The sequence below is a fragment of the Sulfitobacter sp. UBA4523 genome, from assembly GCF_002388305.1.
In the GTDB taxonomy this organism is placed as follows: domain Bacteria; phylum Pseudomonadota; class Alphaproteobacteria; order Rhodobacterales; family Rhodobacteraceae; genus Sulfitobacter; species Sulfitobacter pontiacus.
Genome location: NZ_DGMH01000050.1, coordinates 67,329 through 79,046 on the forward strand (window position 1 = coordinate 67,329; position 11,718 = coordinate 79,046).

At 59.3% G+C, this 11,718-nt stretch carries 11 protein-coding genes and 2 pseudogenes; 5 read left to right on the forward strand and 8 right to left on the reverse strand.

Annotated elements, in window-relative coordinates; translation table 11 throughout:
- Positions 1-524: pseudogene (locus tag B3849_RS11655) on the reverse strand (DNA gyrase subunit A); the annotation flags it as partial.
- Between the two features lie 239 nt (positions 525-763).
- Here B3849_RS11655 and B3849_RS11660 point away from each other — a divergent pair.
- On the forward strand, positions 764-1,825 hold the full coding sequence (locus B3849_RS11660; RefSeq protein ID WP_278424578.1) for a DUF2855 family protein: 1,062 nt from the start codon (positions 764-766) through the stop codon (positions 1,823-1,825).
- Positions 1,826-1,843: 18 nt separating this feature from the next.
- Here the strand turns inward: B3849_RS11660 and B3849_RS11665 are convergent, their stop codons facing one another.
- Positions 1,844-2,791: a radical SAM protein gene (locus B3849_RS11665; RefSeq protein WP_009824723.1), complete on the reverse strand. Its 948-nt coding sequence runs from the start codon at positions 2,789-2,791 to the stop codon at positions 1,844-1,846.
- A 177-nt stretch (positions 2,792-2,968) separates the two neighbouring features.
- Here B3849_RS11665 and zwf point away from each other — a divergent pair, with 177 nt between their 5' ends.
- From zwf to pgi, 3 genes are read left to right on the forward strand one after another with little or no spacing between them, the layout of a single operon-like run.
- Positions 2,969-4,438 carry a glucose-6-phosphate dehydrogenase gene (gene zwf / locus B3849_RS11670; RefSeq protein WP_009824722.1) on the forward strand — a complete coding sequence of 490 codons (1,470 nt, stop codon included), beginning with the start codon at positions 2,969-2,971 and terminating at the stop codon, positions 4,436-4,438.
- Entirely contained in the window at positions 4,435-5,106 is a 672-nt protein-coding gene (pgl, locus tag B3849_RS11675; protein WP_278424579.1) for a 6-phosphogluconolactonase, read from the forward strand. The genes zwf and pgl overlap by 4 nt, the downstream gene beginning before the upstream one ends.
- Positions 5,103-6,692: a glucose-6-phosphate isomerase gene (pgi, locus tag B3849_RS11680; RefSeq protein WP_286780155.1), complete on the forward strand. Its 1,590-nt coding sequence runs from the start codon at positions 5,103-5,105 to the stop codon at positions 6,690-6,692. The genes pgl and pgi overlap by 4 nt, the downstream gene beginning before the upstream one ends.
- An 86-nt stretch (positions 6,693-6,778) precedes the next feature.
- Here the strand turns inward: pgi and B3849_RS11685 are convergent, their stop codons facing one another.
- Positions 6,779-7,231 carry a GNAT family N-acetyltransferase gene (locus tag B3849_RS11685; protein WP_286780156.1) on the reverse strand — a complete coding sequence of 151 codons (453 nt, stop codon included), beginning with the start codon at positions 7,229-7,231 and terminating at the stop codon, positions 6,779-6,781.
- 36 nt (positions 7,232-7,267) lie between these two features.
- Complete coding sequence (locus B3849_RS11690; RefSeq protein WP_005853740.1) at positions 7,268-7,747, reverse strand: acyl-CoA thioesterase; 480 nt, start codon at positions 7,745-7,747, stop codon at positions 7,268-7,270.
- 88 nt (positions 7,748-7,835) lie between these two features.
- Between B3849_RS11690 and B3849_RS11695 the strand changes: the two genes are divergently transcribed.
- Positions 7,836-9,461, forward strand: coding sequence for a long-chain-fatty-acid--CoA ligase (locus tag B3849_RS11695; protein WP_286780157.1), 1,626 nt, complete (start codon positions 7,836-7,838; stop codon positions 9,459-9,461).
- Between the two features lie 606 nt (positions 9,462-10,067).
- Here the strand turns inward: B3849_RS11695 and queF are convergent.
- The 4 genes and pseudogenes from queF to B3849_RS11715 all read right to left on the reverse strand — a co-directional run.
- Positions 10,068-10,529, reverse strand: a complete 462-nt coding sequence (queF, locus tag B3849_RS11700; RefSeq protein WP_074634849.1) for a preQ(1) synthase — start codon at positions 10,527-10,529, stop codon at positions 10,068-10,070.
- An 18-nt stretch (positions 10,530-10,547) separates the two neighbouring features.
- Entirely contained in the window at positions 10,548-11,258 is a 711-nt protein-coding gene (gene queE / locus B3849_RS11705; protein WP_286780158.1) for a 7-carboxy-7-deazaguanine synthase QueE, read from the reverse strand.
- The gene (queD, locus tag B3849_RS11710; protein WP_286780159.1) at positions 11,255-11,608 is read right to left on the reverse strand and encodes a 6-carboxytetrahydropterin synthase QueD; all 354 of its coding nucleotides are present in this window, start codon (positions 11,606-11,608) and stop codon (positions 11,255-11,257) included. Before queD ends, queE begins: the two co-directional genes overlap by 4 nt.
- Positions 11,608-11,718: pseudogene (locus B3849_RS11715) on the reverse strand (7-cyano-7-deazaguanine synthase); the annotation flags it as partial. The gene queD and the pseudogene B3849_RS11715, both read right to left, overlap by 1 nt.

Consider the following 11,718-nt stretch of genomic DNA (forward strand, 5'->3'; position numbering starts at 1 on the left):
GGCAAAACAGTGGGTTCGCGTTCTTTGCCATCGTAGTTGTCGATGAAATCAACGGTTTCCTTGTCCAGATCGCCGGTCATGAAGGACGCGACTTTATCAAGGCGGGATTCCGTATAACGCATCGCCGCAGCGCTATCGCCGTCCATCGACCCAAAGTTACCCTGTCCGTCAATCAGCGGCAGCGACATAGAGAAGTCCTGCGCCATGCGGACCAGAGCGTCATAGATCGCGCTGTCCCCATGCGGGTGGTAGGAGCCCATCACGTCGCCCACGGATTTTGCCGACTTGCGGTAGGCTTTTTCGTGGGTGATGCCTTTTTCATACATCGAATAGATGATGCGGCGGTGAACCGGTTTCAGCCCGTCTCGCAGGTCGGGAATGGCGCGCGAAACGATGACCGACATGGCGTAATCCAGATAGGATGTCCGCATCTCGTGTTCGATATTGACCGACGGGCCATCATACACGGGGCGCGTAGCCGGGATTTCGTCATCGTTTTCAGGGGTTTCTGGCGTGTCGTTCACGTAATCTGCCTAGCTCTTGCTGGTTCTATATCTTGCGGTTTTGTATAGCAGACGGGGCATATCGGGTGCAATGCCTGCGGCCTTGGCAGGCGGGGATTCACTTGCTCATCAGGCTAAGTTGTTGAAATTTAATGATACTAAATCCGGCTTGATTTTTGTGGCGTAACGTCAATGTCAATTGGTGGTTCAAGCCCGCGCGTTTGGGGTAGGCTAAAGCAAAACGAGGGGGAGGCATCTACGTGCAACAGATATTGGTCAATCAAAACGCAATCACCGAAACCCGCATGCTCGAGGCGGAGGGAGAGCCGCTGGCACCGGGGCAGGCGCGTCTTGCGATCGAAAGCTTCGCGGTGACATCGAACAATGTGACCTATGCGGCGGCGGGTTTCGATATCGGCTATTGGCAGTTTTTCCCGACATCCGAGAACGGATGGGGGATCGTGCCCGTGTGGGGGACTGCAAAAGTCGTCGAAAGCCGCACAGATGTGCTTGAGCTCGGCACGCGGCTTTATGGCTTTTATCCAATGGCATCCGAGCTGGTGATCACGCCTGAACAAGGCGCGGCGGGTCTGGTGGATGCGGCGGCACATCGCGCGAAACTGCCCTTGATCTATAATCAGTACACGCCCGTCAAAACCGCCCCCGCATCAGAGGATCACCTGCGCGCCTTGCTGCAACCGCTGCTGGCGACGTCGTATCTGATTTACGACTGGCTGCTGGATAATGACTTCTTCGGTGCCAAGCAGATTATTGTGGGCAGCGCCTCGTCCAAGACCGGATTGGGCCTGTGCAGCTACCTCGCCGAGGCAGAGGCGCGCGGGGTCAAGATCGTGGGCCTCACGTCTTCTGGTAATCGCGCCTTTGTCGAAGGCTTGGGGCATTGCGATACGGTGCTGACCTACGACCAGATTGACGCGCTGGACCATGTCTCATCCGTCTATGTCGATATGTCCGGCAATAGTACGGTCAAAGCCAAACTTCACAGCACGTTGAAAAATCAGCTGAAACATTCCTCAGCTGTCGGGCTGAGCCATTGGGATCAGTTCACCCCGACAGCCCCGTTGGATGGCCCCAAGCCGCAATTCTTCTTTGCGCCCTCACAGGTCGCCAAGCGGCGCGAGGAATGGGGCCCCGGCAAGATCGAGGCGCAGATCACCGCCGCGTGGAAACGCATCGCGGCCAGCGCATCCGATTGGATGGAGGTGCAGGTACATGACGGCGTGGCCGATGCGGAAGAGGTCTATGCCACCCTCGCACGGGGGGAGGCCGACCCCAAGGTCGGCGCGATCATCCGCCCCTAATGCTGTGCGGGCGCGGGGTCAGGCCGAACAGCTTGCCCCGCCCAAGACGCAGAATTTGGCGCAATGAGGGTGGTTCAGGGCAACGTCTTTTTCCGCTTCTTCCAGCGAATGGCCCAGCTCGAACTCTTCGGTGTAGGGCAGCAGGGTGCAGGCCAGCACGGCAGGGGTCGCAGCGCCTTTGCGCTTTACCACCATACGCGAGCTTGAACACATCACCGCGTCGGGGGATTTATCCAGGATTCCCCAGCAGGCGGTGGTGATTTCCGGCACTTCGACGGTCTCATCCATCTCAGGGAAAAGCACTGTCATCCCAGGGTCTTGCGGGTCGATGTCAAAGCTGTGTTCAGCATAGAAAGCCCCGTATCCGGCGCGGCTGTCTTCGTCCGTCGCGCCAAAAACCGACCGCCCTGCAACGGCCATGCGGATGTTATTGTCGCGCAGCCATTTCATGCCGGTCACTGTCTTTTCCAGCGCGCCCGCGCCGCGCTCTGCGTCATGCAGATCGGTGCGGTAATGATCGACGGAAATGCGCAATGTCAGCTTGCCGGGATAGGCTTCGTTCAGGCGCACCAGCCCCGCTTGCACCGATTTACGCATCATCGGGCGCATGGCGTTGGTCAGGATCAGCACGTCATATCCGGCGGCCAGCGAGGCTTCGGTGATCTCGATCATCTGCGGGTTCATGAACGGCTCGCCGCCGGTAAAGGCAATCTCTGTCACCGGCCAGTTGCGCTGCGTGATTTGCCCCAGATAATCGCGCACCTCGTCGGCGGTGATATAGACCAGCGCATCATTCGTCGGGCTGGACGCGATATAGCAGTTCACACATTCAATGTTGCACAGGGTGCCGGTGTTGAACCACAGCGTCTGCGGGTTTGTCAGGCTGACAGTCGCGCGGGGTTCGCCCTTGGCCGTCAGGGCAGGGTCCTGAAATTTACCGATATTTGCGTCGACAACGTCTTTCATAGGAAACCGGACCTCACCTGTATAAATTACTTTTCTTTGTCTATGCGAATGGTATGCGCAATAAAACCCCGTGTCATTTGGTGCACAGACTTGTGAAAAACGGAAATCTCAGTATGTTTGCGCTAACATCACATCTCGGCACCCAAACGTCGTAGCCTCGCGACAAGGAGCATCCACATGGTATCACGCGTCATTCCGGTCGATCCTTTTGATCTGGTGATTTTCGGCGGCACAGGCGATCTGGCGCGCCGCAAGATCCTGCCGGGCTTGTTCCGGCGCTTTTGTGCAGGGCAGATGCCCGAAAACGCCCGTGTCATTGGTGCCGCGCGCACAGAAATGGACCGCGCGGGCTACCAGCAGATGATCCGCGAGGCGATTGCCGAATTCAACGGCGACTTTGAGCACGAGAAGGCGCAGCTGGACGGGTTCATCGACCGGCTCGAATATGTCGCGATTGACGCCAAAGGTGAAGACGGCTGGGCCGAGCTGCAAAAGCTCATGGCCGGGACCGAACGGGTAGAGGCCTATTATTTCTCTGTCTCGCCCGCGTTGTTCGGTGATCTGGCGGAACGTCTGCAACAATGGGGCATGGCGGACGCGCAAAGCCGGATCGTCGTCGAAAAGCCCTTTGGCCGCGACCTGAAAACCGCGCAGGCGCTTAACGCCACGCTCGCCAAGTATTTCGACGAAAGCCAGATCTACCGGATCGACCACTATCTGGGTAAAGAGACGGTGCAAAACCTGATGGCTGTGCGGTTTGGCAACATGCTGTTCGAGCCGCTGTGGAACAGCCAATATGTCGATCACATCCAGATCACCGTGGCCGAAACCGTCGGCGTCGGGGGCAGGGGCGAATATTACGACAAATCAGGTGCCATGCGCGATATGGTGCAAAACCACCTGATGCAGCTTTTGTGCCTGATCGCGATGGAGCCGCCCGCGCGGTTTGACCCCGACGCGGTACGCGATGAAAAGCTCAAGGTGATCCGCGCGCTGGACCCTGTGCTGCCGCATCACATCGCCCGCGGTCAATATCAGGCAGAACCGTGCAACGAGGCCGAACAACCCGGTTACCGTACCGCTGTGGGGGATCCACGCTCGCGCACCGAAAGCTTCGTCGCGCTGAAAACCCACATCAGTAACTGGCGGTGGGCTGGCACGCCTTTTTATCTACGTACCGGCAAACGCATGGCGGCGCGGTCCTCCGAGATCACGGTCGTCTTCAAGGAAACGCCCCATTCGATTTTTGCCGAAGACGCAGGCCGCCACCGCAACGTTCTGTCGATCCGTTTGCAGCCGAACGAAGGCATCACCCTTGGCGTGACGATCAAGGAACCGGGCCCGGGCGGCATGCGTTTGGTGGACGTGCCCTTGGATATGACATTCGCCGACGCTTTGGGGCCTGAAGGCGCTGAACAGGTAGACGCCTATGAACGTCTGATCATGGACGTGATCCGTGGCAACCAGACCCTGTTCATGCGCGGCGACGAGGTAGAGGCCGCTTGGGCCTGGACCGACCCGATCATCCAGGGCTGGGAAGCGCGCAATGACGTGCCCAAACCCTACGACAGCGGGTCTGACGGCCCGACAGATGCCAACGAACTGATGCGCCGTGACCAGCGCCAATGGCGGGAGTATTCTGCATGAAGTTGATCGAATATGCCGACCGCGAAGTCCTTGCGATGGACCTCGCCAATCTGATCGCGGGGGAGCTGAAGAACGCCCTGCTGTCCCATGACACGGTCAGCTTTGCCGTGCCGGGCGGGACAACCCCGGGGCCGATCTTTGACAGCCTGAGCGCGGCCAATCTTGAGTGGGCGCGGGTGCAGGTCATGCTGGGTGACGAACGCTGGGTCGACCCCGACCACGAGATGTCGAACGCGCGGCTCTTGCGCAATCGCCTGCTGGTGGGCCGCGCGGCCGAGGCAGCGTTCACCCCTTTCTACATCGACGGGCTGACCTCGGCCGAGGCCGCAGAAACACTGTCCCCCCAGATCGAATCCCGATTACCGCTGTCGGTGCTGTTGCTGGGCATGGGCGCGGATATGCACACGGCTTCGCTCTTTCCCGGGTCAAACGGGCTGGAGGCGGCGATGGCCGCGGACGCACCGGCGCTCTGTCCGATCGATGTCGACGGGCAGGACATCGGGCGCATCACCCTGTCGCGCAGGGTGCTGGAAGGTGCAATGTCAAAGCATCTTGTGATCTTTGGCGATGAAAAACGTGTAGCGGTGGAACAGGCGCAAAGCCTGCCGGCCCTTCAGGCCCCCATCGGCGCAGTATTGAACGAGGCGACAGTACATTGGGCACCATGACGCATTTTGATGATTTGATCCGTATGCAGGCGGCGGTGCAAGACCGCTCTATCCTGTCGTTGTTCGACACAGCCGATCGCGCCCAGACATTCAGCGCGCAGACCGGCGACATGTTGTTCGACTTCTCCAAAACCAATCTTGACCGCGATACGATGGATGCGCTGCTGGCGCTGGTAGACGCCGCCGATGTGCCTGCGCGCCGCGATGCGATGTTCGCAGGCGAAAAGATCAACGAGACCGAAGACCGCGCGGTACTGCACACCGCGCTGCGCAACCTTGATGGCGGGGCGGTGATGGTGGATGGGGCGGATGTGATGCCCGGCGTCCATGATACGCTCGACCGGATGCGCGGTTTCGCGGATCAGATCCGCAGCAGCGACATCACGGATGTGGTGAATATCGGTATCGGCGGGTCCGATCTTGGGCCCGCGATGGCGGTACAGGCGCTCTCGCCCTATCATGACGGGCCGCGCTGCCACTTCGTGTCGAATGTCGACGGGGCACATATCTCGGACACGCTCCGCGGGCTTGATGCGAAAACCACATTGGTGATCGTCGCTTCCAAGACCTTCACCACGATCGAGACGATGACCAACGCCCGTACCGCACGTGCGTGGATGACAGAGAATGGCGGCGATCCGGCAAAGCAGTTTGCCGCCCTGAGCACAGCGCAGGACAAGACCAGCGATTTCGGCATCGACGCAGATCAGGTCTTTGGCTTCGAAGACTGGGTCGGCGGGCGCTATTCCGTCTGGGGGCCCATCGGCCTGTCGCTGATGATCGCCATTGGCCCACGCGCCTTTGATGCGTTCTTGCGCGGGGGGCAGGCGATGGACCGTCACTTCTGCGCTGCCGCCCCGCACGAGAACATGCCCATGCTGCTGGCCTTGGTCGGCATCTGGCACAATCAGATCTGCGGCTATGCCACCCGCGCCGTGCTGCCCTATGACCAGCGGTTGGGGCAACTGCCCGATTACCTCCAGCAGCTCGAAATGGAATCCAACGGCAAGTCGACCCTGATGGACGGCACCACCGCCCCCTATAATACGGGTCCCGTCGTTTGGGGGGCTGCGGGCACCAATGGCCAGCACGCGTTCTACCAGCTGATCCACCAAGGCACCCGCGTCATTCCTTGCGAATTCCTGATCGCGGCCAATGGGCACGAGCCGGACCTGACACATCACCACAAGCTGCTGATCGCCAATTGTCTTGCGCAATCCGAAGCATTGATGCGCGGGCGATCCTTGCAAGAAGCGTCAGAGCTGATGGCGGCAAAAGGTCTGACCGGTGCCGAGCTGGACCGTCAGGCGCGCCACCGCGTCTTCCCCGGTAACCGCCCGTCGACCACGCTCAGCTATCCTCTGCTCGACCCGTTCACCCTGGGGCAGATCATCGCGCTGTATGAACATCGCGTCTTTGTGGAAGGGGTCATCCTGGGCATCAATTCCTACGACCAATGGGGCGTGGAGCTGGGCAAAGAGCTCGCCACCTCTTTGCAGCCCATCGTCGAGGGCGCGGCACCTGCCACCGATAAAGACGGCTCAACCGCCGCTCTTGTCGCCTTTATTGCAAAACACGCCGATTAGGATCACGGCTTCATTTTGCCAGATAAACTCCGGGGAGTGTGAGGGGCAGCGCCCCTCATCCCCAACCTCGCGCACAACGCTGCAGCCTACCCCTTCAGCGCGATGTCATAGGTCACCCAGCCTGTGCGGGTCGCCAGCTTGTCGTAGGCCCCACGCCCGCGATAGTTATCCTCTGCCGTGATCCAGCGCAGCGTGCCCCAGCCGTTGTTTTTCGCCACCGTCTCAACCGCTTTGATCAGCGCCTGTGCGGCCCCGGTACCGCGGGCCTGCGGGCTGACGAACAGATCATCCAGAAAACAGTTCGTCACCGCGCGCAGCTGGCTGACAAAGGGGCGGTAATGGGTGAACCCGACAAGCGTGTCGCTGGCATCCTGCGCCACGATGCAATTGCTGCCGTGATCGGGGTCCATCAGCCAGCCAAAGACGGTTTCACGCATCTGCGGCGTCTGATCGACCTTGTAGAAGGCGGCGTAGCCGGCAAAGAGCGTTTCCCAGGCGCTGCGATCCGCGGCGTCCATCGGGCGGGTGGTGACTGTCATATCTTATGTTCCTTTCGATGCATGCGCGCGCGGCGGTTACCCCTCGGGGCGGGCGTTTTCAGTCTGCTCAAAATATTGTTTCAAGCGGTCGGGCAGGGGATACCGACCGGAGCCGTCCCGTTCCAGCAGCACTAAAATACACTCGAACGTGGCCCGCAGCTCGCGGCCCACCCAAACCTCTTGTGCCAAAGCGTAAGAGGTGTTGCGAAAGCTGGTGCAGCGGCAGGTCACGATGTAATTCTCGCGCTCCAGCATCTCTTGCAGATAGCGGATCGACCCTGACCGGATCACCACGCGCGGGCCGGGGCTGTCGATCAGCCCGCGTTCCACCAATGACTGCGTATAGCGGATGCGCAGCCGTTCGAACCATTCGAAATAAACGGTGTTATTGACGTGGTTGTTGGTGTCCAGATCAGAGAAGCGGACCTGATCTGCCATGGCCAGCGGTTGCGGTGTCGGCATACCGGCGGCGCGTTGCTGATCGGGGGAAAGGGGCGTGTGATAAATAACTGTCATGAACCCTGCGTAAGCAGCAATGAGGGCGCTTGCAAGACTGGGGTGATTTGTCCATTTTGCACCCAACGACTAATTGGGAGGATGCGCCATGCTTGGCCAAATGATGAATAAACCGCTGCTGATTTCGAGCTTGATCGAACACGCACAACGCTTTCACGGCGAGACAGATATTGTCTCTGTCAAGACCACCGGCGGGTTGGAGCAGACCTCTTGGGGGCAAGTCGCGCGCAACGCCCGTGCGCTGGCCTCTGCGCTGACAAATCTGGGGCTGGACCCGCAGGCGCGCTGCGGCACCATCGCCTGGAACAACCGCCGTCACCTCGAAATCTACTTTGGTGCATCGGGCGGCGGCTTCGTCTGCCACACCATCAACCCGCGTCTCTTCCCCGAACAGCTTGTCTATATTCTGAACCACGCCGAAGATAAGGTGCTGTTCATCGACAAGACGTTTGTGCCGCTGATCGCGGGCATTCAGGACAAGCTTGAACACCTCGAGCATGTCGTTCTGATGGAAGGCACCGACGAAGAAGCCGCCGCGCAACTGCCCGGGATCAAGTTCTATGACGACCTGATCGCCAGCGGCGACCCAGAGTTCATCTGGCCGGATCTGGACGAGAACACGGCCTCCAGCCTGTGCTACACCTCGGGCACCACGGGTAACCCCAAGGGCGTTCTTTATTCGCACCGTTCGACCGTGTTGCACAGCTTTGGGATCAACCTGGCCGACAGCATTGCGATCACGGCCAAGGATGTGGTGCTGCCCGTGGTGCCGATGTTCCACGTCAACGCCTGGGGCGCGCCCTATGCCTGCGCTATGGTTGGCGCGGCGATGGTAATGCCCGGTCCCGGTCTGGATGGCCCGTCGCTGGTAAAACTGATCGACACCAACCATGTGTCGCTGGCGCTTGGCGTTCCAACCATCTGGCTAGGGCTGCTGAACGAGGCGGATAAGATCGGCAGCAAGCTGGAAAGCCTGCAGCGTACGGTGGTTGGCGGCTCTGCCTGCCCGCCGTCGATGATGACCGCCTTCCGCGAGAAATACGGCGTTGAGACGATCCACGCCTGGGGCATGACAGAGATGTCGCCCGTTGGCAGCATCAACCAGCTGCTGGCCAAACACTCCAAGCTTCCTGCCGACGCGCAAAACAAGCTGCGCGAAAATCAGGGTCGCCCGGTCTTTGGTGTGGATCTTGAAATCCTTGATGACGACGGCAATCCCGTGGCGCATGACGGCGTGACGCAGGGCGATCTGGTCACCAAGGGCTACTGGATTCTCGACAGCTATTTCCGCAAGACCCGCAGCGAGACGCTGAACAAGGACGGTTGGTTCGACACGGGCGATGTGGCGACAATGGAGCCCGACGGCTATGTCACGATCCGTGATCGGTCAAAAGATATCATCAAGTCGGGCGGCGAATGGATCAGCTCGGTCGAGCTTGAAAACATCGCGATCGGTCACCCGCAAATCGCGGATGCGGCCGTCATCGGGGCCCGTCACGAGAAATGGGACGAACGTCCGATCCTGATTGCCGTGAAAGCCGAAGGCCAGGACCCGAGCGAGGCAGAAATTCTGTCGATCTTCGAAGATAAGATCGCCAAATGGCAGATCCCTGATCGCGTCGTCTTTACCGACGCATTGCCGCGCAACGCGACCGGCAAGGTGTTGAAACGTGATCTGCGCGAAAGCTTCGGCGAAGTGCTGATCAACGGCTAATGAATGCTTCACCGGGGCAGGCTGCTGCCCCGGTGACTGAGCTTTCTTCTGTCCCACAGTATAGAATATATGCGGGGCAGGAGCGTTATATGTGGTCTTCAGAAGGGCGCATTATGAAGCGGAGACATTGACCTTAAACGTAGGTCTGTCGCCGACAGTGGCACCTCGTACAGACTTTTTGCGGCATGGTTGTACTGTCACGCCAGCGATGAATACCAAATTTGCACGGCACGCGCGAAAGCGCCCGGACGAGCTTCGAAAACATGTGTCACCTGAAATGTCTGCCAAAAAAACTTGGCGAAGTGTAAAAATCGATACTCGTACTGAAATCACTCGCTATCGAAATATTAACGCAATTTAAAAGTGCAATGTCTAGCGATAAATAACCTTTAAGGCTAACAGCTTACGTGTGGTAACACGCTTTAGTTGTTTTTGGTCTTGCGAGACGGGGCTGACTGATCGCCGGGCTTTGCACTCATATCTAAAGGTAATCGGCAGGTTTGGCATAAGAATATGCCGAGAAATCCGAGCACAAAAAAGCCGCGCAGCGAGGCACTCGTTGCGCGGCTTTTATCTACCTTAGGTAGTGTTGGGGCTTCTCTCGCTTCATCCGCGCCCGCGATAGGGCGGCACGCCTTGATCGGGAATCCAGACGCTATTGGGGGTCTCGCCCGTTTGCCAGAACACGTCGATGGGTATGCCCCCGCGCGGGTACCAGTAACCGCCGATGCGCAGCCAGCGGGGAGACAGCAGCTCTACCAGACGGCGCCCGATGGAAACGGTGCAATCCTCGTGAAAGGCACCGTGGTTGCGAAATGCGCCCAGGTAAAGCTTGAGCGATTTGGACTCGACCAGATACTGATCCGGCACATAGTCAATCACTAGATGCGCGAAGTCGGGTTGGCCGGTCATCGGGCAAAGCGAGGTGAACTCGGGCGCGGTGAAGCGCACGCAATAATCGACATCGGCCTGAGGGTTCGCGACTTTCTCGAGCATCGCTTCTTCGGGCGAGGCGGGAAGCTCTGTCTTGCCGCCAAGCTGCTGCAAATCGCTGTAAATCGTTTCCATAAATCCTCCGGTGGCGGGTCAGACCCCGCGTTTGTTGCCCCATAGCAATACATGTAGTTGCGGCAGCAGGCGCGGCGTGAACCAGCGATCTGCCATGGTTTTATCCACCAGCCACAATAGCTTATCCGCCAGCACCTGCGGATCGACAGCGACGGTCGGGTCGACCTCGTCGTTTCCCGGTTGCAGATAAAGCGGCAGTTGGGGGTAGCGAGTGGCGGCGTCGCGGGCCCAATCGTAATCCGCGTCGTCGAATATGACGATCTTCATCACCGTCTGGGCCGCCGTTTCGCCAGCCGCAACACAACGGTCGAAAGCGGCCCAATCCACCGTCTCGCCGCTGGACGGTGGTTTCGGGCTCAGCACAAGACAATCCAGCTGACCGAACCACGGCTTCGCGATGGAGCCTTGCGTCTCGCAGGCAAAACGGTAGCCGGCGGCATGACCCAATTGGATCAAGGGCGCGAAGTCCTGAATGGCGGGGTTGCCGCCTGACAGGGATACGGTCAGCGGCGTGTTATCCGACAGGCGCTGCACCTCTTGCCAGACCGCGTCGGTCGACATGCTGGCCCAGTCATGGCGGAATGCGGGGTCGACCGCGTGCATGCTGTCACACCACGCGCAGCGATAGTCACAGCCGCCCGTGCGCACAAAGACGGTGGGTTCCCCGATCAGCGCGCCTTCGCCCTGTATCGTGGGGCCGAATACCTCGGCGATGCGCAGCTGGCTCATGGCCGGTACTCTGCCCAGGTTTTGGGCGTCTCGCTGACCTTGACGGCGGTGGTTTCGGGCCAACGGTTCGCGCACCATTCATAGAGATGACGCGCCATATTCTCGCCGGTGGAGACAAAATCCAGCACGTCGTTGAGGTGACGATGATCGAAAGTCTCGTCTATATAGGTCTTGAGCGGCTTCAGCTCTCCGTAGTCGCGAACGAAACCGTCGGCGTTCAGCTCTTTGGCTCGAAGCTCGACCACCACGACATAGTTATGCCCGTGCAGACGGGCGCATTGGTGGCCATCGGGCAGATGCGACAGCTTATGCGAGGCGGAGAAATGGAACTCTTTCGTAATGGTATACATCAGACAAGGATCTTCCGCTTGACCGCTTCGGCCCAGAAATCGGGATCGTCATATTGGGTCGGGTCGGTAACCCCCGCCAGATCGAAAGCCTCGCGCCGTTCCACGCAGGT

What these genes read in the sequence shown, in the direction of transcription:
- queD (WP_286780159.1), bottom strand. Translation starts at nt 11,608, where the DNA reads ATGTATACCATTACGAAAGAGTTCCATTTCTCCGCCTCGCATAAGCTG.
- B3849_RS11685 (WP_286780156.1), bottom strand. Translation starts at nt 7,231, where the DNA reads ATGACAGTCACCACCCGCCCGATGGACGCCGCGGATCGCAGCGCCTGG.
- queE (WP_286780158.1), bottom strand. Translation starts at nt 11,258, where the DNA reads ATGAGCCAGCTGCGCATCGCCGAGGTATTCGGCCCCACGATACAGGGC.
- pgi (WP_286780155.1), top strand. Translation starts at nt 5,103, where the DNA reads ATGACGCATTTTGATGATTTGATCCGTATGCAGGCGGCGGTGCAAGAC.
- B3849_RS11695 (WP_286780157.1), top strand. Translation starts at nt 7,836, where the DNA reads ATGCTTGGCCAAATGATGAATAAACCGCTGCTGATTTCGAGCTTGATC.
- B3849_RS11665 (WP_009824723.1), bottom strand. Translation starts at nt 2,791, where the DNA reads ATGAAAGACGTTGTCGACGCAAATATCGGTAAATTTCAGGACCCTGCC.
- pgl (WP_278424579.1), top strand. Translation starts at nt 4,435, where the DNA reads ATGAAGTTGATCGAATATGCCGACCGCGAAGTCCTTGCGATGGACCTC.
- B3849_RS11690 (WP_005853740.1), bottom strand. Translation starts at nt 7,747, where the DNA reads ATGACAGTTATTTATCACACGCCCCTTTCCCCCGATCAGCAACGCGCC.
- zwf (WP_009824722.1), top strand. Translation starts at nt 2,969, where the DNA reads ATGGTATCACGCGTCATTCCGGTCGATCCTTTTGATCTGGTGATTTTC.
- queF (WP_074634849.1), bottom strand. Translation starts at nt 10,529, where the DNA reads ATGGAAACGATTTACAGCGATTTGCAGCAGCTTGGCGGCAAGACAGAG.